Source organism: Rothia nasisuis (assembly GCF_928381405.1).
GTDB lineage: Bacteria > Actinomycetota > Actinomycetes > Actinomycetales > Micrococcaceae > Rothia > Rothia nasisuis.
On sequence record NZ_CAKMSB010000007.1, the window covers coordinates 109,896 to 133,352 of the forward strand.

Here is a 23,457-nt window from a genome sequence, read left to right on the forward strand (position 1 = left end):
ATCAAGGTCAATCGACCAGCGTTACGCTTTCATCTGACTCTACCACACCAAAGTCACCCGTCGGATAAAGGGGCATGGTCTCTGGGCCTCCGGAACGTCTGCGCTCGGTCATCCAAGCAATCGTTGCATCATCCAAGGGCAGTCCATCTAGTGTATCGACAGCCAAATATACTCTCCCGCGCGCACCAGGCGGGCACAGTCCGCCTTCTGCATTGAGAACGTAAACGGGACCATCAAATACCTCAAACAATGCGCGCTGGTCCTCATAGAGGCAATTTACCCGAGTCCTCTGGCTCCTCCTAAGAGCCTCCGTGGAAGCGTCAATGTCCGCTACAGTGCGTCTTCCTTCGGAGATTTGGAGCAGTACTCTGCGTAGAGTTACCCCAAATGAGGTGGCCCAGCGTGTGTTAATTTGATTCGTTGTCACAGAAATCCGTAACAAGAGTTCCTCACCCGGAATCGCAACAACTGTTACGGGGAAATTAGTACGTTCGTGGCTGGAAAATGAACCAAGTTCAAGAGTTGTCGACTTGAGCACATCAGGGCCCAGTGGGTAGTTCTCGATAATTAATGCGACATCAAACAGATTATGTCCGGGAGGAAGGTCTGCGCACTCGGAAATTTCGGTTGTCGAGAGCGTTGAGTGGGTTACCGCTTCAAACATATCTGTTTGTACACATCGGACAAGTTCATCTATAGGGTGCTCAGGATTGACAGGAATACGTAATGGAACGGTACTAATCAGCATACCTGCAATGTCCTCAACCCCTGGCAAGTCAGCAGTACGGCCTGAGGTCGTCACGCCCAGGACTACTTCGTCTAGAGTCGAGTAAAGGCTCAGCGTAAGCCCAAGCCCCACCTGGAGCAAAGAACCAAGAGTGCAATCAATTTTTGTGGCAAGAACCTCGAGTGCATGCGTCTCAGCTGATGTGAGACTGACCTGTGACTGGATAAATACGCCCTCGATATCATTATCGCCACGGGATTCTGCAGGCAATATTGCTGTCTTCTTTAACCCAGTTAGGTAGTTTTGCCAGTAGCGGCGGTCAGCTTCGGTGTCCTGTTGCGCGAGCCAACGAACGTATTGTCCGAAGCCTGGGCACGATAGTGCTGGTTCGCCAATGCTTGATTCAGATGTTATGCTCTTCCGTGGTTGACTCACACCCCGCTCATAGTCCTGTAGTACTTCATAAAGAATGTGAAAAACGCTCCATCCGTCCAAACTCAGATGTGGGAAGCTGAGCATAAATAGGTATGTATCCTCACCTATACAACAAACCTTTACTCGCAGAAGCGGTCCAGAAGTCAGGTCAAATCCAGCTGTGATATCAGCAGATAGGACTGCGTGAACTTCTTTGTCTACATCAGTAGCTGACCTTGTGAAATCCTCATATTCGACCTCAAAAGGTAGGTTATCTAGAACAATTTGGATCGGGTGTTCCATTTGTTCCCATAAATAAACGGTTCGTAAAATGTCGTGCCTGTTGACAGCTAATCGCCAAGCCTGCGCAAAAGCATCGAAATCGAGGTTACCTTTGAACGTAGTCGAAATCTGACCGAAATAATCGTCATTATCAGTAACTAGACCGTGATAGAATAAACCTGCCTGTCCCGGTGTAAGAGGCAAGATATCACTGACATTACTACCAAATCGGTCTCGCACCATGTCTAATGAATTTTCATTAAGGGTAACTAGGTCAAAGTCACCTGCAGAATAAACGCGACCTTGTTCTGATGACAGCTTAGAACAGAGCATCATAAGTGTCAGCTCATAGTTCTCAATCAACGAAACCAGTTCCGGGGAAATACCACCGGCTTGCTTTTCCACAGTCCATACAATTCGAAGCAAGCCTTCTTCTTGCAGCACGTTCAACTCGATAGGCGCGCTCCTGGGCGAGTCAGGCGAGCGAAACTCACCGAATTCTGGATCGGCAAATCGAAGACCGTGAGGGATAACCCCCAGATAATTGAAGGCTAGAGGTGGATTGATTGCAAATTGTTCACCACCATCCATCATATATCTCAGTACACCAAAATCAATTCCTCCGTTTGGCAGGGCGCGCGCATGGTCTCGTACATCCAACACAGCCTTTAACAAATCTCGATTGGCTGGAGCCGAAATAATAGCGGGATATATGGAGGTAAACCATCCAACTTCCCCCGAAATATCTACATCAATTTTTGCGTGCGTTCGACCATGCCCTTCTAGTAGTACCGGTAAATAATCTCCACCGAATGTTTCAGTCCAAGCCATAACCAATGAAGCGAGAAGAACATGTTGCACTTCCGCACCATGAATCAGACTTCCCACTCTATTAAGTTGCGCCGTCAGCTCTGAATCAAGTGAACGCATAATATCTATAGTATTTCCGAAAGTAGAAGCTTTGACTGGCAAAGTCTGACTACGCGCAGACCTAACAACATCTGCCCAATACAACCTTTGCTTTTCAATCTCTGCTACACATTTTGCACGGTCATCTAAGGCCCTAATCCAGGCCTCGATACTGTTGTTTTTTGAATCCTCTTGTTCATTTCGACCTTCGAGTGAGCTTAATAATTCATCTGAAAGAATTCGCAGTGTTACCCCATCGGAAACGAGGTGGTGAGGTGCCAAGAGAACGTAAGTACCGTCACTTGAACGTACGATAGCAACTGCGAGCAGACGCCCAGCCTCCAAATCAAGGCTGCTCTGGAGAAGAGTGAGAGTTTGAGTCGCTTCATTGATTTCTTCTACAGTTATATCCATCACTGCTGGAGCTTGAACTGGATTCTCAGGCAAAAACATATGCCACCGTTTCCCGTCGTGAATGAAACGAGCACTAAGCAACCGGTGTTTTGCGATAATCTGGTCAACTGCTCCACATACAGCTTCATACGTTGTTCTCGAGTTAACAAGTATGGCCACCGGTAGATTCCAGTGCGACAGCCACCCACTATCAGCATCCGCATCTGTGAGTAGCCAATGTTGAGCTGGAGTAAGTTGGGCGGTCGTTGCGCGTGAGGTCACGGGCGTAATAAGTGATTGTTTCTCAGCTGGTCGAAGAACTTTTGCAAGAGCTTCGACAGTCTGATGAACGAATACATCACGTGCAGAAACTACAAGTCCTTTCTGTCGTAACTTATTGGTCATCTGAATGACTTGAATCGAGTCACCACCGAGGGAGAAGAAGCTTTCGTTATTCGTGAAATTCGTCTGGTCAAGTAAAGACTTCCATATGTCACGAACTATCGATATTATGTCGTTTTCCCCTGAAACTGTCGATGCTACTTCTGACGGCCCTTCTTCGAGGCTACTTGGTGACGGGAGAAGCGTCCGATCAACTTTTCCATTGGGATCAAGCGGTAAGTAATTTAGATGAATAAACCTGTACGGGATAGCGTAATCAGGTAGGCTTACCTCAAGTTCCGCACGAACTCCCTCCGTCCGCGGACCACAATGATAAGCAACGAGCTGCATCCGCCCATCAGAGGCGGGCAGAGCAATGACTACAGCATCCTGTATGCCATCTATCGTTCGGAGAGCAAGCTCAACCTCAGCGAGCTCGACGCGAAACCCCCTAATCTTGACCTGGTGATCCTGCCGTCCAATAAATTCAATTTCACCTTCGGCATTAACCCTTGCGAGATCACCGGTTCGGTACATACGTCCACCGTCACCCACAAAAGGATCCGGCAAGAAGCGTTCAGCGGTTAACTCATCATGTCCGAGGTATCCCTGTGACACTCCCTGACCACCCACATACAGTTCTCCAACCACGCCATCGAGCTGAGGCGTATGCCCGGGGCCAAGTATGTAAGCAGTGGAACGCTGAACTGGCATTCCAATTGGCAACGGGCAATCAAGCGGGAAAGATGCCGGAACACGATAAGTGGTTGAAAACGTTGTATTCTCTGTAGGTCCGTAGCCGTTAATAACATTGAGACCGGGGGAAGCATCAAGCGCGGCACGGACGTGCCGCGGCGATACAACGTCTCCACCAACTAGAAGGTCACGAATACCTGTAAGTGCTTTCGGATTAGAGTCAATAATTTGGTGAAATAAAGGAGCGCTTAACCACATGATTGTTGCGGAATTACGTGAAATCTCCTCGCTAAGAGCGTGGGTATCCAGAATGGTTGCATCGTCAATAAGACGCAAGTGAGCGCCAGCCAGAAGTGTTCCCCATACCTCGAACGTTGAAGCGTCGAAGGTCAGAGAGCCAGTCTGCAGAGTTGTGTCGCTACAGCTTAACTTAATAAACTTCGGCTGGTAGGCAAGACTAAGTACATTTTCATGAGTTACTACGACTCCCTTTGGGGTGCCAGTGCTTCCTGAAGTGTACATAATATATATAGGATTATCTAGCGTTACCTCAGGTTCAACAGGTATGTCACGCGAATACTCATCGAGCGGAAGAGGAGCTACTCCTGCACGGGTTTCTTCAGTGCTGTCAAGCAAAACAGTCGCACCTGAATCCGCCATAATTGCGGCGTGCCTCATGTCAGGGTCGTTGGGGCGGAGCGGCACATATACGGCCCCGAGCCGTATGAGTGCAATCAATGCAATGATTACCTCAGGCGTTCGCCTGGCTACGACAGCGACTCTGCTTCCCTCACTGACACCATTCTCTGCAAGAAAACCAGCGTAACGCCCCGCTCGCTCCCATAATTCGTTGTATTGGAGGGCAACGCCGCCCTTACTTAGTGCGATTCGCTCACCAAAGTCACGCACAGTTTTTGCAAGAGCAACCCCGAGCGAAGATGGTAGCAGCGATTTTGCTGGTTCCGCAAATAGTAAAGAGCCAGTTTCCTTTCCAACTATATCGATATCAGATACGCGAGTATCAGGCTCGGCACAGAATCTTTCAAGCACCCGTGAATATGCACGTCCCCACCGGGCGACTGTTTCTGCATCAAGCAAATCACGACGGTACTCAAAAACAATATCCATTGCTCTCGGTCGTTCGAAAACCTGTACAGAAAAATCAAACTTTGCTGTATCATTTTCGTGGATTTTAAGATTCCATTCAGCCTCTCGGCCATGGGCACACTCTAGTTGGGCATTCTGTAGAACAAATAGCACTTGGAACAAGGGGTTACTATCACTAATTCTCTCAGGTTGCATAGCTTCTACGAGTGCATCAAACTGAACATCTTGGTTATCTTGCATCGTGATTGTCTTGGCTTTAGCTAGTTTGACAAGTTCACGAACAGTCATATCATCTGCAACTGTGAAGTCAACTGGGAGGGTGTTAACAAAAAACCCAACCAATAGTTCAGTCTCAGGCCTGTGTCTGCCAGCAATCAGTGTGCCAATCCGGACATGATTATCTGTGGTAAGCCTCGCATGTAAAACAGCATATGCAGCGAGGGTTACGACATACATCGATGAGTCAAGTTCATGGGCGAGTCTTTTTAGATTAGCTGTAAGTTCACCGTCGAGTGAGAGAGTGAAATGTCCGCCAGCATTTTGATTTTGTGCTGAGCTCTCTTTGTTTGAACTAGAGTTGTAAGATGCAGCAGATAGAGGGGGAGCTGAACTTTGCCCAGCCATTTCGGTAATCCAATAGTCGAGCTGCCGACGATAATTGTCCGTGTTCTCTTGAGCAAGAATATCAGCGACATGGTGGCGATATTGGGACTTTAGAGCAGGCAAGCGAGATGCACCATGAGCAAGGATATCGTCATACAGCTGCTGGAGTTCCTCAAGAATGACCCGCATGGACCATCCGTCAGAAGCAATATGGTGGATAGTAATTACCAGTACTGCTTCATCTTGCCCAGTGCGCGCGATTGCCAACCGCAAAGGTAATCCACTACTGATGTTAAGTGGACGTGCCCCGGAAGTGTCAATCAACTGTTTGAGTTGTTGATTCTGTGAAAACTCTGATAGATGACGCATATCTAATACTGGAATGTCAATGTCTATACCAGATATAGGCAGAACTTGCTGTAATGGGATATCCTCAACAATCACGTAGCGGGTACGTAGTATTTCGTGTCTTTCTATAAGGGAAACTAGTGCCGCCTTGAGGCATGGCTCCACAATGGTTCCTGTGACGGTGACAGTAATTGTGTTGTTGTAGTACCCGCTGGAAGGGTTAAGGTTATAGAGAACCCACTGACGGCGCTGTTGGGGACTAAGCGGAAACTGGTTTTCCGCTTCATCAATATGTACCGAACCTATAATCTTCAATTGTTTCAGGTTTGATGCTAAGCCCCGTACAGTTGGACATCTATAGAACCCTTCATGACTTACATCCAGACCCAACTGATTACGGATACTGCCAAGAAGCCGAATAACAGTGATTGAATCTGCTCCGAGATTGAATAAGTTTTCGGTTACACCAATTGATGGTATACCTAACACCGATGTGCAGACATCCAACACACGAGCCTCGGATTCATCTGCAGGGGGCTCAATCTGAACGGTACCACGCAGAATATCAGCGCGAGCGTCTATGAGAATGTCATCGATAGCCCCAAAGCGGTCTCGCGGTAATGAATCAAGGACATCAACGATATACTCGCTTCCGCCTGCCTCAGCAACAATGGCATCAATCTCATTAGCTCGGTCCACAAGAATACTTGCAGTGGGTGCATCCGTCACTATCTGGATTGCAGGTGGCTGCAATTCTGAAACCTTCGGAAAATCCAAATCTCGGTCTTCGATGCCATAGTAGATAAGTCCTAAATTGCTTTCAAGCGCACCAAGTAATGCATTTACTCCCTCGAGGACATCGAATGCGGTTAGACCTCGATGAGCGAGTGCCTTTTTAACGCTCAAATTTCTACTCATCCCAGTCTCATTCCACACGCTCCACGACACCCCAACAGCATGCACTCCAAGCTTTTGGAGGTAGGCTGCGTATCGAACGGCATGTTCAGTAGCTGCGACATAGTCTGACACAGTCACGCCAGGAGAAAGGCTACGAGCACTACCGAAAACGGCTAGAAAGGCACCGGCGTTTTGCTTAACTAATTCGCCGATACGATGAATCGATATAATGCTAGCCCCATAATTTTCTCGCGTCCGACTTAGTGTGGAGTCAGTAATAAGGACCTCATCAATTGCTCCAGCGAGATAGAATATTCCAGCAAGTGCCTTCCCATCTAACTCACTGGTTATCGCTAGGCTTATATCAGTTGATTCATTTAAGTCCATCTCCATATATCGCAAGCGCCCACGATTGCCTGAGCGATTGCGCACATCATCAAGAATGCTACTGACTTGATGATACGGACGCCGCCCTAATACAAGGACATCAGCCTCATATCGAGCTAACAACACTGTAACAAGCCACTGCCCTACCCCGCCGGTACCGCCAACAACGACCACTACCCCAGATGACAGCCTTCGTGTCGTGACTTCGGTCGGTGCCGTAAGTTCAGCTCTGCGAAGTGCACGAACATAACGCTGCCCAGCACCAGTAACTATGCGGTCCGTTTCGGGCTGAAGCCGGAGCTCATCCTGGACTGCTTGTATCAGGTCAGCTCCCTCTACTAAATCTAGATGGTTGATGGGATGCCCTTCAGCTCTCGCTGCTCGTACAAATGCTGACATTCCAGCGTGTAAGGTAGCTGAACTTTGAGCTCCGACGTCTGACGCATTACGTGTAACGACGAGAGCACGGTTCATCTTGATGGCTTGCTGTGCGAAAGTTCGCAATGCCTCACCAAGTCCAGCGACCCCTCGCATCAGATTGCCCCAGATAAGACCTTCATTCCTTATAACATCATGTGGGCTCTCTTCAGCTGTCCAGAGATTGATAAGTGTAACGGCTTGATTCATTTCTGCGATGACTTCTGAGAAGGGATCTGGTGAGTATAGATTGACATGAACTACTCGAATACCTGAAGCACGCAAAATTGCTGTTTCGTCGTCCTCAGGGCAAGAGCGAACTACCGTCACCGACGCAGGTGCGTCTTTACATAAAGCGAGGGCTGTCTGCCCATTGTCAGTGAAGACAATCCACGGGACCTCAACCTCGGAAACTGAATCGAGATCAGATTCCGGATAAGGCAGAAGCGCATCTACGTGAATAACTCTTGTCGGGTTCCCGGATCGGCGCGAGCTGGCAGTACCTAAAGTGCTAGCAAGCACAGAGGATAGCCATCTACTATCGCACGTAGCAATTTCTGAAACTATTTGAACGTCGTTTATAGCAAAATTATAGGGCCGAAGTACTTGCGCAACGCGTTCATGAACAACTTCAAATGATGCTTTCCCAGCCTGGCTTTGGCTCAACCGCAACTACTACCCCACCAAGGCCAGCAGGTAAATCAGTGCTAGTCCAGACTCGTGTCTCCCGGACACCGAGTGTACTATTGAGTTTCATTTCAAGATCGGCATTTGGCTTCCACGTCCCTGCAACCATGCCTAGGGGCACAGATTCCTCATCTAGTCGCTTCTCTCGACTCCCAGGCGTATAAGGCCGCACTGTGATAGGAAACCCGCTGAATTGTTCAAGAAGTGTGGTTCGTACTCGCTCAGATAACTGCTCCCCGGTCGCCGCATCGAGACGGTAGTTTTCGAGCGTTCCATCTTTAAGATTTTGGGCCAACCGGGTGCGTTGCTTTTTTCCAAGATTTGTACGCGGAATTCCCAATCGTCGAACTGGAATAATCCGACTGGGACGTAGGGCCAAACGGCGTCCAAGGTGATTTTGCATCATTTCAATTTGCGCGGGGTGGTATGTTTCACTCCGTGGTGTGTAACATACGATAATCTCGTCATCCGCCCCTGCTTGAGATTCAGCCCATACCACCGAATGGGCGGGCTCAACGTAAGCCAGTTCCTCTATTACAGATTCGACCTCAGATGGATCAAGATTAAGGCCGTTAACAATTAACACTTGTTTATTTCGCCCGGTCATAACAACCATATCACCAGCGATATGTGCAATATCCCCCGTGCGGAACCAACCGTCGGGACCAATTGTTTCGGCATTGGCTGTGTCATTCCGATGATATGAGTTCAATACAGCCCGTCCGCGTATAACTAAGTGCCCTGACTCTCCAACGCCTAGAGGATTCCAGGCATCGTCCATTACAGCAATTTCAACTCCTGGGATAGGAACCCCTAGAGGTACAGTAGAATTCGCGCTCTCCTCTGCAAGAAAAGTTGTGTGATAAACCACCCCGGAGCAGGTTTCGGCCATGCCCCAGGCTGGCAGGAATACATCAGTTGCTAGACCACATGGTTCAAGTTGACGGGAAAGACGCATAAGCACTTCACGATTGACCATTTCACCAGCGTTTATAAAGTAGCGGACACAACTTAAATCCCAATGTGGTTCGATGCTCGCAGTAAGATCACGGAGCAATGTGTAAGCAAACTGAGGTGCCCAGGTATATGTGACACGGTGAGCATCAATTAAATCAAGCCACCTCAAGGGTTCTTCTAAGATATATTCTGTAGCAACCTGAACCTGTTCGCTTAATAAGTAGACACCTCTAAAGTGTGCCATGAGAATGCCAGCAGCGTGATCAAGTGGCATCCAGTTAAGTTGAATATCCGAGCCAAACTTGCACAGTTCTGCGACACCTGCTTCTCTGCAAATAATCGCATCGTGAGTCTGAACGACCCCCTTGGGGGTGCCTGTACTACCCGACGTGAGAAACACAGTCGCAATCGCATCACAACCAGGAGGTTCATGCCAACGAGCTGATGGAAAAAATTCTATACTCGGTGGAGCATATAAAACCTGTTTTGGCCAATCTTTGAAGGTAGGTGTCGAGCTCTCAAAGTTAGCAACATCCCGATGACCAATAAGTAGTTGCCCGTCACCGAGCATTTCTAGCGCTTGCTTAGCTACACCTTCAGTCTTACCAACAGGTACAGCCACTATACCTGTAATGAGGCACGCCCAGAAGAATCGAATCATCTCATGTTGGTCAGAACACTGGATAACTAGATAATCTCCGCTTCGCAGACCTGCATCTTCAAGCCAAGCCGCTGCACGCCGCGCATCATCCAGTAATGCTGCATAGGTTGTACATGTGTGGCGACCTGTTACATCGTAAAAATGTAACGCTACCTCTGGGGCTTCCCGTGCGGCGCGAAAAAGAGCTTCAGCGGCTCCTGACCAGCCTGGAAGATTAGCAATAGTGCCGCCAGTTAGTAGCGAGATATTCGCACTTTGATTAGTCAAGACTCATTCACCCTACCAGTCTCGGATAGTACATTGTTAATAATCGCCCAAATTCTAGGTAAATTAGAATCAACAAAGAAGTGGCCTCCATCGAAAGTATGAAAAGTGGAACGTTCTGTAGTAACAGAAGCCCATGCGTTTACTATGGCTTGGGGATTACCACAAGTAGTATCATCTAGGCCATTGAGTATATGGACAGGACAGTTTACAGAACGGTCTAAATCGAGCTCCCGAGCATCTTCAAGCAACGCAAAATCAGCCCGAATTATTGGCAGAAACAGCTCACGAATCTCTTGGTTGGTGATCATTGCATCCGGCAAACCACCAAAAACTCCTAACTGAACGATTAACTCATCATCGCTCAAATGCGCAATGGGTCTATCTAAAACTCTTGAATAATATGGGGTTCCGCGACCCGCCAAAACAAGCCCCAATGCTTGGTGTCCATGCAACTCAAGATTGCGCTCGACAGCTAGACCGAGCACAGCGCCTATACTGTGCCCAAATATGCAGTACGGAGTTGTACAGGTGCGCAAAGAACTAATTACCTGCTCAGTCAGCTGAGCGACAGCATCCTTGAAACGCTTATGGGGCACAGAATTAATGCGCGTACCACGTCCATTAAGCTCCAAAGGAACAACAGACACACCAGGAAGTTCCCGAGACCAGCGATGATACTTGCTCGCAGAAGCACCAGCATGGGCGAGACAAAATAGTAAACGCTTGTCTTTCACGAGGTCCCCTCTCTCTTGGGTACCCGGATGTGAGCAACAATTCCGTTATACACTCAATCATCCATTTGTCGCTAGAATATCAGAGCCAAGTTCGTGTGACAAGGAGACTTATCTCAAAAAGATAGAGGATTCTTCAAAAGTCCCTCCCGCCGCCAAAAACACCAACCCTCGCACCACCGGCAACACCACCCCTACACCACTAAGCAGCCGTCTGAACCCAGAGTGAAAGATCTGCCAAGTCTTGACATGAGCAGTTACCTTTGGCGCGCCCATTCTGCCACGGGTAGTTTTCTCACGCGCCGAGACAGAGAGGCGGAGAGGCGGCGCGCCTGCCCCTACATAAACCGTTCCAGGAGTGAGCTCTCAGCCATACGGGAAAGTGACTCTCGAATCACGCGGGCACGCTGTTCACCGATACCTTCAACAGCGCGCAGGTCATCGAGGCTGGCAGCCATGAGCGACTGCAAACCATCAAAACGTTCAACCAGGCGGTCGGCAACGGCACCGGGCATAGATTTGATGCTGGCGAGCAGGCGGTGACCGTGGGGGTGCAGAGTCGACTCAAGCTCTTCACCCAGCCCGGCAGTCCGAGCGATGGTGAGCGGGTCCACAATTTCTTTGTCATCAAGGCTGGCCAAAGCCCTCACAGCCGCCTGAACCTCCTCGGGGGTAGCAGCTACAGGCAGGTAGTCGCGTAGCACCAGCCAGCTCTCAGGCAGATTGTGGCTGGTGAGCTCTTCCAGCTGCAAGGCGACCAGACGCCCCACATTGCCAAGCTCAACCACATAGTGCCCAGCTTCTACAGTGATACGGCGAACCATCTCCATTCGCTGTAAAGTCAAAACCACATCGCGCAAGGTCACGCTAGCTTCAATCTCAAGGGAAGAGAGCTGCTGGAGTACCTGCTCTAGCCGTTCGGTGTAGCTATCGAGGGTGCGTATGGCCTGATTGGCCCGATTCATCAGTGACTGGGTATCTTCGACCGTGTAGCGGATTCCCTCGGCGTAAACAGAAATCATCGACATAGACGCGCTGACCGCAATGACGGGAAAGCCGGTTTGTTTGGCAACTCGTTCGGCGGTACGGTGACGGGTACCCGATTCGTTAGTTTCGATTGCCGGATCAGGCAACAGCTGCACCCCCGCAGCGAGCAGGGTAGAGGCGTCCTTATCGCAGATGATAGCGCCGTCCATCTTGGCTAGCTCCCGCACACGGGTGGCTGAAAATTCGGTGTTGATGGCGAACCCGCCGGACGACATGTGCGCCACAGTCCTGTCATTTCCCAGCACAATCAGAGCGCCGGTGCGGCTGCGCAGAATACGTTCTAGGCCCTCCCGAAGCTCGGTACCGGGGGCGATTTGGGCAATTATTTTGAGCAGGGACTCACTAAACATCGTTTGCACCCAACCCAGTGTAGTGCACCCGCGGGGCCGGTCAGGGCACAGAATCGCCCCGGCCCGCTATCTGCGAGCCGGGGCGGCCGGTCTGAGGTGGGGGAAGGGGGATGATTCGGTGTTAGCCGGTGACGATGATGCGGACGGGCTGCGAGCTGACGCCGTTGACGGTCGCCGTAGCCCAATAGTAACCAGGCTTGATAGTCTCGGTGGTGTCGCAGCCTAGGACGTTGAGCGAACGGTTCCAGGTGAGCGGGGTAGTGTTGGTGGCACCGGCTGCAACTTCTGCATCTTCTGCTGGGTTGGCATGGCACTTGGCGTAGTTGAAGACCTGGGCGGGGCCTGAGGTGATATTGACATCTACGTTGTTAGCGCCGCCAGTGACCGTGCAAGGGGCACCTGAGGTGTTGGTGTAGGTGACCGCGAGCGCGGGGTTCTGGCCAGCAGCGTAGGAGGTGCTATCGGCTGTGAGGTTGACCTGTAGGTCCGCTGCGGTGCAGGCTACGGCCGCTACGGGTGTGGTTGGCTCTGAGGGGGTAGGTTCAGCAGTTTCAGTGGGCTCGGTGCTGGCGGGCACGGATTCGGTCGGCTCAGCGGATTCGGTGGCTGAGGGGGCCTCGGACGCTGACTCGGTGGGGCCCGTTGATTCAGATGCTGAGGCGCTCTCTGAGGGGCTTGCAGAATCGGTGGCACGTTGGCTAAAGTCGCTGAAGGCTTCAGCACTGCTGGACGTGGTGGCCGCGGGGCTTGCGGAGTCGCTCTCGCCTCGGCCTGCTAGCCAGCTAATCAGGCCGATGATGAGAAGCAAAGCTAAAACTAGTACGAGCAGAGCCATGATGCGGCGGCGGCGGTAGACTTCGGGGGAAACTTCTTCTACCTGTGAATCGAGGTTTTCAGACATACCATCTAGCCTACCGTTTTCTATGCCTTGTGCGGAACTTTTGTGGAGAATGCACGCTGGTCATTGCGGATGTTTTAGAGTGTTGGGGTGTCTTCTACTTACCCTTTGAGTAACCTGACTGCTGAACAGGTTGATGATCTACACACCCGCATTAACCGCTGGTACCTTGAGAACCGCCGTGATTTGCCCTGGCGCACCGGCGAGAATACGCCCTGGGAGGTGCTGGTCAGTGAATTTATGTTGCAGCAGACTCCGGTCAAGCGGGTGCTCCCGGTGTGGGAAATCTGGCTGGAGCGGTGGCCTACCCCCGCTGATTTGGCGGGAGAAGAGCCGGGTGAGGCCGTGCGCGCCTGGGGCCGTTTGGGCTACCCCCGGCGGGCGCTACGGCTTCATGCGGCTGCGGTTGCTGTAACGGAGCAGCACGGTGGTCAGGTGCCCTCAACCTATGAGGAGCTTCTGGCTCTGCCCGGGGTGGGCTCGTACACTGCGGCGGCTATTGCTGTGTTTGCCTTTGGCCGTAGAGCCACCGTGATTGATACCAATATCCGGCGGGTGCACGCCCGCCTGATTTCAGGTAAGGCGCTGCCTAGCAAGTCGCTGACGGTAGCCGAGACCCGCTTAGCTAACGAACTGATGCCAGCTGATCTAGCGGCGTCCTGCCTGTGGAATGTCTCGGTCATGGAGCTTGGCGCTCTCGTCTGCACAGCGAAGTCGCCTGCCTGTGGAGCCTGCCCGGTAGCGTCCTCCTGCGCCTGGGTTGCGGCCGGACGCCCCGAGCCCGACTATGTGCCCAGGGGGCAGGCCTGGGCCGGCACCGACCGCCAGCTACGGGGTGCCATGATGGGCGTGCTACGTGCCGCCCAGGAGCCGGTACCGGTTGAGCTACTGACCAGTGTGGGGCGAGCCGATATTGTCTTACCAGAGGGCCTTGTGCCTGCTGTGGCTAAGCTACGGGCACTCACTCCCCCACCCGAGCAGGTTGAGCGCTGCTTCTCGGGGCTCTTGGCGGACGGCCTGGCCCGCCGGGTAGGGGTGGATCGGGTCACCCTGTAAGTTGCCCTGTTCACGGGTTGCCATTGGGTGAGAAGCCTGTATAAGCCTGGGGCGGGCAGACCACCGAGCCAAGCCCTAGATTTCTATAATCATGCGGGTATTGCCTAGCGTATTTGGCTTTACACGAGCCAGGTTGAGAAACTCAGCCACACCTTCGTCATGGGAGCGGAGTAGCTCCATATAGGTTTTGGCCTCTAGCTGCTCCTGGTTTTCCATGACCCTAAACCCCTGACGTTTAAAAAAGTCCACCTCAAAGGTCAGGCAGAAAACGCTGCTCACTCCCAGGGCTCGGGCTCTACCGAGCAGGGCAGTAACCAGGGTGTGCCCCACTCCCCTGCCGCGAGCGCCGGGCGATGCGGCCAGGGTGCGAATCTCTGCGATGTTCTCCCACATGACGTGTAGTGCGCCGCAGCCGAGTACCTGCCCGGCGGTGTCCTCAACGAGCAGGAACTCTTGGACGGCCTCGTAGTAGGCCACGGTCTCTTTATCAAGCAGAATTCCCTCCAGGGCGAGAGGGCGTACCAGAGCTTGAATGGCGGGAACATCGTGAACGGTGGCTGGGCGCACCTGTAGTTGGTTCATGTTCCCAGGCTACTGCCCACACGCCTGTACAGAAAATAAATCAGCCCCCGTTTCGCCTTTCGGCGCGGGGGCTGATTTACATCATTACACACACATACACACAAGAGTCTTCTTGTCCTGAGAAACCCTACACACAAGGGCCTGTAACCTCAGGGGTTCTGTCGAACCGTATGACTCAAGTATGGCAAGCCTGCCTTGAGCCGAAGTTTAAAAGAGCTGGGCAAAGCCTGAAAGGTTAGTCAAGCTTTGGTTACGTTTCGCCACGACCGTCATAAGGATGGTTATATCCACACGGCCCCTCCCTTAGCAGCTGGCCGCTAGGGTACGAAGGCCGCTGGGGTACGAACAAGCCGCCTACCGGCGTCCTTGTGTTCAGAACGCCAGCAGGCGGCTTCAATCCCGTAGCAAGGCTAGCGGTCGTCGGCCCCGCGGGCCTCCTCCGCTACCACACGCTGCTCGGCGGTTTCATTCACCACCGGAGCCTCCGGAATGGCAGGGATTTCGTCATCTTCAGAGTCGCTGAAGGCACGGTTGAAGCTCTCGCTGTCGAGCTCGCCCATGGGGGCAGAAGAGAAGGTGAACTTGGCCAGGTCACCCTCGCCCTCAGCGTCCACGGTAATCTTCTCACCGGGCTTGATGTCACCAAACAGAATCTTCTCAGACAGCGGGTCCTCAAGATTGCGCTGCATCTCGCGGCGCAGCGGGCGGGCGCCCATTGAGGGGTCGTAGCCCTTGGCTGCCATGAGAGACTTGGCCTTATCGGTCAGCTCAATCGACATGTCCTGGTCGCGCAGGCGCTCAGCCAGACGGGCAACAAAGAGGTCAACAATCTGCAGAATCTCAGACTCAGAGAGCTGGGGGAAGACGATAATGTCGTCCACACGGTTGAGGAACTCGGGGCGGAAGTGCTCCTTGAGAGACTCCATCACCCGAGCCTGCATACGCTCGTAAGAACCCTGATCGTCACCCACCTGCTGGAAGCCCACGGGCACGCGGCGGGCCATCTCGCGGGAGCCCAGGTTGGTGGTCATGATAATGACGGTGTTCTTAAAGTCCACCACGCGGCCCTGGGAGTCGGTCAGACGGCCGTCTTCCAAAATCTGTAGCAGGGAGTTGAAGAGGTCGGTGTGAGCCTTTTCAACCTCGTCAAAGAGCACCACAGAGAAGGGCTTGCGGCGCACCTTCTCGGTCAACTGGCCACCCTCCTCGTAGCCGACGTAGCCGGGAGGGGCACCAAAGAGACGGGAGACGGTGTGCTTCTCCTGGTACTCCGACATATCCAGGGTAATCAGGGCGTCCTCGTCCCCAAAGAGGAATTCAGCCAGAGCTTTAGCCAGCTCGGTTTTACCCACACCGGTCGGGCCAGCGAAGATGAAAGATCCACCAGGGCGCTTGGGATCCTTGAGGCCCGCACGGGTACGGCGAATCGAACGGGAGAGCGCCTTAATGGCGTTCTCCTGACCAATCACGCGCTTGTGCAGCTCTTCTTCCATCTTGAGCAGTCGGCCAGACTCCTCCTCAGTGATTTTGTAGACGGGAACACCGGTGGCTGAGGCCAGGACGTCCGCAATTACCTCGGGGGTGACCTCACCGAAGGCGTCGCCCGCGTTGCGCCACTCCTTCTCGGCCTCGTCCTTCTCAGCAGTCAGCTTCTGCTCCTGGTCACGCAGGTCAGCGGCCTTCTCAAACTCGTTAGCCGCGATCGCTTCTTCCTTCTCGCCCTTGAGCTTGGCAATGCGCTCTTCGAGCACCTTGATTTCGGGCGGGGCGGTCATACGCTTGATGCGCAGGCGGGCACCGGCCTCGTCAATCAGGTCAACAGCCTTATCTGGCAAGAAGCGGTCAGAGATGTAGCGGTGGGCCAGGTTAACAGCGGTTTCGATAGCCTCATCAGAGATGGTGACGCGGTGGTGAGCCTCGTACTTATCGCGCAGGCCCTTGAGAATCTCAACCGCCAATTCGGGGCTGGGCTCATCTACCTGGATGGGCTGGAAGCGGCGCTCCAAAGCGGGATCCTTCTCGATGTGCTTACGGTACTCATCGAGGGTGGTTGCACCGATGGTCTGTAGCTCACCGCGGGCCAGCATAGGCTTGAGAATAGAAGCGGCATCAATAGCGCCCTCAGCGGCGCCTGCGCCCACCAGGGTGTGAATCTCGTCAATGAAGAGAATAATATCGCCACGGTTGCGAATCTCTTTGAGCACCTTCTTCATGCGCTCTTCAAAGTCGCCGCGGTAGCGGGAGCCAGCAACCATAGATCCCAAATCGAGGGTGTAGAGCTGTTTATCTTTCAGGGTCTCAGGCACATCACCGTGGACGATGGCCTGAGCCAGCCCCTCAGCCACAGCGGTCTTGCCCACACCGGGCTCACCAATCAGCACTGGGTTGTTTTTGGTACGGCGAGAGAGCACCTGCATAACGCGCTCCATCTCCTGATGGCGCCCAATCACAGGGTCAAGCTTGCCCTCGCGAGCTGCAGCCGTAAGGTTTCGCCCGAACTGGTCAAGGATAGCCGAACCGGCAGGGGTACCCTCACGGGAATTACCTGCACCCACTCCGGCAGTTTCTTTGCCGCCCTCAGCGTTGTTGCCGGGGTAGCCAGAAATCAGGTCCATGACGGTCTGGCGCACCTTAGCGGGTTCAGCGCCCAGCTTGGTCAGAATCTGGTTACCGACACCCTCATTAGCGCGGACCATACCCAGCAGAATATGTTCGGTACCAATGTAGCCGTGGTTCAGCTGGATGGCTTCACGCATCGACAGCTCAAGAACCTTCTTAGCTCGGGGGGTAAAGGGGATGTGGCCGCTAGAGGCCTGGGGGCCAGAACCGATAATGTCTTGCACCTGGTCACGCACGGCGGTGAGGTTAACGCCGAGCGATTCGAGGGCACGGGCGGCGATACCCTCGCCCTCGTGAATCAGACCGAGCAGAATGTGCTCAGTGCCGATGTAGTTGTGGTTCAGCATGCGTGCCTCTTCTTGAGCAAGCACGATGACGCGGCGGGCGCGGTCAGTAAACCGTTCAAACATTGAACACTCCTTGGGAACTTACTATTACCCAAAAGGTTACGCGCGTTTTTGGGTGTGTGGGCGCCTGTTCGCCACGGAATGAATGGTGTTCGCCTGCGAGAGAAAAGAAGGCCCGTACCCGGCCTGACCAGCCCGGTTCAAGAGCTCCACCCAACTCAAGCCTGGGTCGCCTGTTTACTTTTGAATAAGCCTCAATATGCCCACCTACAGAAAACACCACATAAAGCAACTCTATAAGTATCACTATTTATGGTGACATATTCTCTCCCCCACCGAGAGTTAATAACCTGCCCAGTCAGGTTATATTCTCTGATACACCAGTGGGCGGTGTGCCATACACGGCACACCGCCCACTGGTAAGGGGGTAAGAAATGATTATTTAGCTTCTTTACCCATTGCCTTGTAGTAAGCGTCCTGAACTTCCTGCTGAATACGGCCGCGCTCTGAAACCTTGTGGCCGTTTTCCTGAGCCCACTTACGAATAGCAGCAATCTCAGGGTTACGCTTGCTGGCGGTACCGCGTGAGCCAGCGGGACGCCCCGCCGAGCGCTGGGCACCCTGCACACGGCGAGCCTTAGCTGCAAACGGGCGGATAGCATCGCGCAAGCGGGCGGCATTAGCGCTGGACAAATCAATTTCAAATGAGCCGCCGTCAAGGCCGAATCGTACGGTCTCGTCTGCGGGGCCGCCGTCGAGGTCGTCCTCAAGAATAATCTTGACCTTCTGAGCCATTATCTATCTCCTTGTAGTCGTTGTAATCAGATTGGTAAAGCAAATATGTACCGTAACCATTATGGGGACATCAAGAGATAGCTCTAAAACACCCTACTTTGAGGTATAGATGGGCTAGTTACCCTCGATGACTTAAACAAATAATACATATTATTTTCAGCAAAAGGAAATAGGAAAACTCCTATACGGGGAACTTTCTGTTTTTAGTCAGAATCAGAAGTACCAAAAGGATCCCGAGAACCCTCCGAATTTCTGACTGAACGGTACCAGGCCTCAGCGTCCTTTTCTATATCGCGGCGGGCAGCTCGCTCGGTACGATCAGCCCGGTTCATCCAGCGCAACAAAAAGAAAAGCGCCACGCCAGCCCCGATTGAAGGCACCAAACCAATAAGAAACTCCACGGCTACGCCCCCTCCCTTTACTCTGCCTCAGGCTTCATCAGCGGGAAGAGAATAGTCTCTCGAATACCCACTCCGGTAAAGAGCATGATTAAACGGTCAATGCCCAAACCTAGACCGCCCATAGGGGGCGCGCCGTGTTCAAGGGCACGCAGAAAATCCTCGTCCAGCTGCATGGCCTCGTCATCGCCACCTGCTGCCAGCTTGGACTGCTCAGTCAGGCGCTCACGCTGGATAACAGGGTCAATCAACTCAGAAAAAGCTGTGCCACGTTCCATACCGCCAATAATCAGATCCCAAGCCTCAATCAGGTTGGCATCAGAGCGGTGCTGGCGGGCTAGAGGCTGAGCACTCGGCGGATAATTGTAGACAAAGGTGGGGTTAAGCAGGGTGGGCTCCACGATTTCTCCAAAGAGCTCAACAACCAGCTTCTCGGCGTTCCACTTGGGATCCACCGGCACCCCGTGCTTCTCAGCGATAGCGCGCAGTTCTTCTGCGGTGGTGGCAGGGGTAATCTCAACGCCCACCGCCTCAGAAAGACCGGGGTAGACGCCCAGCCACGCCCATTCGCCGCTCAGGTCAATGGTGCCTGCTTCGGTCTCAATCTGGTGCACCCCTAGAGCATCGGCGCAGGCCATAATGATTTCCTGCATACGCTTAGCCATGACGAACTGGTCGGCGTAGGCCTCGTAGCATTCCAGGGTTGTGAACTCGGGGCTATGGGTGGAATCCACACCCTCGTTACGGAAGACACGGCCAATTTCGTAGACACGTTCCAGGCCGCCCACCTCTGCGCGTTTCAAAAAGAGCTCGGTGGCAATGCGCAGGGTCATAGGCTGATCAAAAGCGTTCAGGTGGGTCTCAAAGGGGCGGGCAGAAGCACCACCGTGAATCAGCTGAAGAATGGGGGTCTCAAGCTCAATGTAGCCGTGGTCATTCAGCACCTTGCGCACGGTCTGAGTGATTTTGGCACGCTTGATGACCAAGTCACGGGCCTCCTCACGCACCATCAGATCCAGGTAGCGCTGGCGCACCCGGGTTTCTTCGTTCAGGTCAGAGTGCAGGTTAGGCATGGGGCGCAGGGCCTTAGAAGCCATAGCCCACTCATCGGCCATAATGGAAAGCTCCCCACGGCGAGAAGAAATCACCTCGCCCTTCACAAAGACGTGGTCACCCAAATCAACCAGGGCCTTCCAGTCAGCCAGGGCCTCCTCGCCCACAGAAGCCAGCGAAATCATGGCCTGAATACGGGTACCGTTACCCTGCTGCAGGGAGGCAAAGCAGAGCTTGCCGGTGTTGCGCACAAATACTACACGCCCGGCCACACCCACAATATCGCCCGTGGTCTGGTCGACTTCGAGTTTGCCGTCGTACCTCTCACGGATTTGGGTGATGGTGTGGGTGACGGGGACGCCCACGGGGTAGGCTTCACGGCCTGATTCGAGGAGCTTAGCGCGCTTCTCCAGACGAATCTGCATCTGCTCCGAGACACCGCGATCGATAGCGGCGGTTTCAGCTGGGGTGGTGCCCTGTTCAGTCAATGATGTACCTGTTCTTAGGTTGGGTGTAGAGGTCTTAGTTGATTTCCATGTTATCGATGAGTCGGGTAGAGCCCACGTAAGCCGCCGCGAGCGCTAGAACACGTGCCTGCTCACTCGTAGGGGGTTCGAAGGTATCAGCGTCTACCACTTCAAGATAGTCCAGTCGCACGCCTTCGGTCGCTTCAATCGCCTCACGGGCCGCCTGCACGTCGTCCTTGTTGAAGCTACCGGTGATGTACTTTTCGCGCAGAGTGGCCAGGGTGCGGGAGAGCACCAGGGCCGCCTCACGTTCTTCAGCGCTCAGGTAGTGGTTGCGGGAGGAGAGCGCTAGGCCGTCGTCGTCGCGCACGATGGGCACGGGCTTAATGGTGACGTCGTGATTGAAGTCCTTGACCATGCGCTGAACCAGGGCCAGCTGCTGGGCGTCCTTTTGGCCGAAGTAGGCGTTGAGGGTCGCCTCACCAATCAGGGGTTTGAGAATGTTGAAGAACTTGTTGACCACCGTGAGCACACCGTCGAAATGGCCGGGGCGAGTCTTGCCCTCAAAGAGGGTGCCCAGCTTACCTGAGACAACGGTAATTTTAGGGTCGCCGCCGGGGTACATATCTTCGACGGTCGGGGCAAAGATAACATCTACGCCCGCTTCTGCCGCCAGCTCCGCGTCCGCCTCAAGGGTGCGGGGGTAACGGTCGAAGTCTTCGTTGGGGCCAAACTGGAGCGGGTTAACAAAGATAGAGAGTACGACCACGTCGTTCTGTTCGCGGGCACGGCGAATCAGGGTGGCGTGCCCGTTGTGGAGGGCACCCATGGTGGCTACGTAGCCGACGGTGAGGGGCTTGGGGTCTGTATCGGAGGTTTTTATATCGGTGCTGTGGTCAACGTTTGAGAGGGCCAGCAGTATTTCTTTACCTAGCTCAGTGATGGTGTGTGCTGTGGGGATTTGGCTCGTCACGGTGGTGGGAGGTCCTTTCGTGTTTTGCGCCCTCCTAGTTTACCCGGCGAGCGCTTTAAGCACAGCCTGGTAGCTCTCATCGGTGAGGGCGCCGCGGCTGTGAGCCCGTTCGGCGGTGGCGCGGGCCAGGGCCAGGTAGGCGGCGTTGACGTCGTCGGCGTTTTCTTCGAGTGCGTAGCTGGCCAGGGTTTGGGCGTGAGCGGCAACGGTGTGGGCGTCCCCTCGGGCGACAGGGCCGGTGAGGGCGCTATCGCCGTTGGCCAGGGCATTGTCGAGGGAGGCTCTGAGGAGGGGTGCGATGTAGCGGGCTGGGTTCTCGATGCCGATGGAGGCCAGAATTTGCAGGGCCTGGCCGGTGATGGTGACCAGGTGGTTGGAGCCGTGGGCAAGGGCGGCGTGGTAGAGGGGGCGGTCGCCTTCGGCGATGAGGACGGGCTCTCCCCCCATTTCAACGACCAGGGCCTGAGCGATGGGGGTGAAGGGGGCTGGACCGGTGACGCCGAAGCTGGTGTTGGCTAGGCGGGGCAGGTCGAGAGAGAGGCCGGTGAAGGTCATGGCCGGGTGGATGGCTAGGCCGATGGCTCCCTGGGCGGTGGCGGGGGCTAGTACACCAACGCCGTGCCGTCCTGAGGTATGGATGAGGATTTGCCCGGGGCGCCAGCCGTCGGTTTCGGCGATGCCTTTGACCAGGTCGGGCAGGGCGTCATCGGGTACGGCAAGGACTACCACTTCACTGGTGGTAATAATCTCTGGGATGGTGGAGATGGGGACGCCGGGAAGCAGGGCCTCGGCCCGGGTGCGGGAGGCCTCTGAGACGGCATGGACGCCGGTGATCAGGTGCCCAGCGGCGCGTAGGGCTGCGCCGAGCACGGCCCCCACCTTGCCTGCTGATATCACGCCGATGCCCAGACGGGCGGGCTTAAGGTGGTTGGTGCTCTGCATGGGGCCCTTTCTGTCTGCGTCCTGCCTGCTTAGTTTACCGGGGGCAGTCTCTTACCGGGTACGGCCTTTACTGTAGTGCTGCCCAAGACGCCACAGGCAGAAGGCTAGGGGAATAAGTAGCCCTTGAATAGTGCCACTAAAAACGGCCAGCGCAACCACCCCAATCTGAAAAGCAACGGTACTCGCAGCTACCAGAGGCTGAACCGGAACCACTAATCCCGACGGCAGGGCAACGACAAGGCTGTAGTCGTATTCCTGTAGAGGGTCAGTCTCTCCTAGCGCCACGGCAATCCCGAAAAAGAGAGCAGCGCCCGTAATAATGCCCGGAAGCTGAAAGATGATGGTCATTGCCACGGCATAGATTACCGTAGCAACGCCAGCGCCCACGATAAACCCCAACAAGGTTGAAAAATAAGGAGCTGTAAGCCACTGCCGAAGAGGCAGCTGGGCTGACCATTCCCGAGGTAGCCAACGGTAGAAGAAGGCAATCAACCAGACACCTACAATCGTTACGATACCGATGCCAGACGCTCCGAACCCGACCCCCACAAAGATCCCCAGGGGGATACTCAGTAAGGTAATAAGAACGAGCGGGGCCAGGCTATCAGCTAAAGCGGCCATCGATAGAAGGTAAGAACGGGAGTTCACAAGTTTTCTGCGGAAGGTACCTCTCTGCCCACCATAGTAGCGGTAACCCTGTGCTCCGCTGAGATTACGGACGGCGTATAGAAGTAGCGTACTTCTCCCAAACCCCTGAGTAGCAGCAACCCGTTCCAGAGGACTATTCTGAGCTGAAATAACGAGCACAAGCGTTCCAAGTATTCCGAGGAACAGAACAAGCACTCCAAGACAGTAGATTAAAGCAACGTTTGCGCTTATGACTGAATCGGTGGTCGTAGCGATGAGCAATAGAAGACCCGTAACCGCTGCCAGACCTGCCCAAGCCAAAAGAAACTTTAGCCGTCCCAGTAGCTGCGCCGCAGCCATACTGTGCAGCATAAGCACCCCAAACGCGACAGCGCCCAGTGCCGTTCCCACCAACCAAGTCACCGAGAGGGGCGCAAAA

General features: G+C 53.8%; 14 protein-coding genes. 1 reads left to right on the forward strand and 13 read right to left on the reverse strand.

The features are described 5' to 3' along the window. Positions 1-7: 7 nt before the first annotated feature. The 5 genes from L6966_RS07515 to L6966_RS07535 form a co-directional block, all read right to left on the reverse strand. Positions 8-8,083 (reverse strand): non-ribosomal peptide synthetase, encoded by an 8,076-nt coding sequence (locus L6966_RS07515; protein WP_237233151.1) that lies wholly within the window; start codon positions 8,081-8,083, stop codon positions 8-10. A gap of 109 nt (positions 8,084-8,192) precedes the next feature. Then, the gene (locus tag L6966_RS07520) at positions 8,193-10,133 is read right to left on the reverse strand and encodes an AMP-binding protein (protein ID WP_237233152.1); all 1,941 of its coding nucleotides are present in this window, start codon (positions 10,131-10,133) and stop codon (positions 8,193-8,195) included. Next, positions 10,130-10,867, reverse strand: a complete 738-nt coding sequence (locus tag L6966_RS07525) for a thioesterase II family protein (RefSeq protein ID WP_083092159.1) — start codon at positions 10,865-10,867, stop codon at positions 10,130-10,132. The genes L6966_RS07520 and L6966_RS07525 overlap by 4 nt, the downstream gene beginning before the upstream one ends. Before the next feature lie 335 nt (positions 10,868-11,202). Next, positions 11,203-12,261 carry a DNA integrity scanning diadenylate cyclase DisA gene (disA, locus tag L6966_RS07530; protein WP_083092162.1) on the reverse strand — a complete coding sequence of 353 codons (1,059 nt, stop codon included), beginning with the start codon at positions 12,259-12,261 and terminating at the stop codon, positions 11,203-11,205. A gap of 121 nt (positions 12,262-12,382) precedes the next feature. Continuing rightward, positions 12,383-13,162, reverse strand: coding sequence for a RodZ family helix-turn-helix domain-containing protein (locus L6966_RS07535; RefSeq protein WP_237224283.1), 780 nt, complete (start codon positions 13,160-13,162; stop codon positions 12,383-12,385). Between the two features lie 87 nt (positions 13,163-13,249). On the opposite strand from L6966_RS07535, the gene L6966_RS07540 reads away from it, so the two are divergent. After that, positions 13,250-14,215, forward strand: a complete 966-nt coding sequence (locus L6966_RS07540) for an HhH-GPD family protein (protein WP_143539167.1) — start codon at positions 13,250-13,252, stop codon at positions 14,213-14,215. A 75-nt stretch (positions 14,216-14,290) separates the two neighbouring features. Here the strand turns inward: L6966_RS07540 and L6966_RS07545 are convergent, their stop codons facing one another. The 8 genes from L6966_RS07545 to L6966_RS07580 all read right to left on the reverse strand — a co-directional run bounded on the left by L6966_RS07545 (position 14,291) and on the right by L6966_RS07580 (position 23,039). Next, on the reverse strand, positions 14,291-14,797 hold the full coding sequence (locus L6966_RS07545) for an amino-acid N-acetyltransferase (protein ID WP_083092167.1): 507 nt from the start codon (positions 14,795-14,797) through the stop codon (positions 14,291-14,293). A gap of 410 nt (positions 14,798-15,207) precedes the next feature. After that, on the reverse strand, positions 15,208-17,826 hold the full coding sequence (locus L6966_RS07550; protein ID WP_083092170.1) for an ATP-dependent Clp protease ATP-binding subunit: 2,619 nt from the start codon (positions 17,824-17,826) through the stop codon (positions 15,208-15,210). A gap of 375 nt (positions 17,827-18,201) precedes the next feature. After that, positions 18,202-18,558 carry a histone-like nucleoid-structuring protein Lsr2 gene (locus L6966_RS07555; RefSeq protein ID WP_083092173.1) on the reverse strand — a complete coding sequence of 119 codons (357 nt, stop codon included), beginning with the start codon at positions 18,556-18,558 and terminating at the stop codon, positions 18,202-18,204. Between the two features lie 203 nt (positions 18,559-18,761). Beyond that, positions 18,762-18,959 carry a hypothetical protein gene (locus L6966_RS07560; protein WP_083092176.1) on the reverse strand — a complete coding sequence of 66 codons (198 nt, stop codon included), beginning with the start codon at positions 18,957-18,959 and terminating at the stop codon, positions 18,762-18,764. Between the two features lie 17 nt (positions 18,960-18,976). Continuing rightward, positions 18,977-20,434, reverse strand: coding sequence for a lysine--tRNA ligase (lysS, locus tag L6966_RS07565; protein WP_083092264.1), 1,458 nt, complete (start codon positions 20,432-20,434; stop codon positions 18,977-18,979). 97 nt (positions 20,435-20,531) lie between these two features. Then, positions 20,532-21,359 carry a pantoate--beta-alanine ligase gene (gene panC / locus L6966_RS07570; protein WP_237224335.1) on the reverse strand — a complete coding sequence of 276 codons (828 nt, stop codon included), beginning with the start codon at positions 21,357-21,359 and terminating at the stop codon, positions 20,532-20,534. Positions 21,360-21,488: 129 nt separating this feature from the next. Next, a complete protein-coding gene (locus L6966_RS07575; RefSeq protein WP_237224281.1) occupies positions 21,489-22,391 on the reverse strand; it encodes a Rossmann-like and DUF2520 domain-containing protein in 903 nt (300 codons plus the stop codon). A gap of 51 nt (positions 22,392-22,442) precedes the next feature. Continuing rightward, positions 22,443-23,039, reverse strand: coding sequence for a hypothetical protein (locus tag L6966_RS07580; protein WP_237224280.1), 597 nt, complete (start codon positions 23,037-23,039; stop codon positions 22,443-22,445). Positions 23,040-23,457 lie beyond the last annotated feature (418 nt).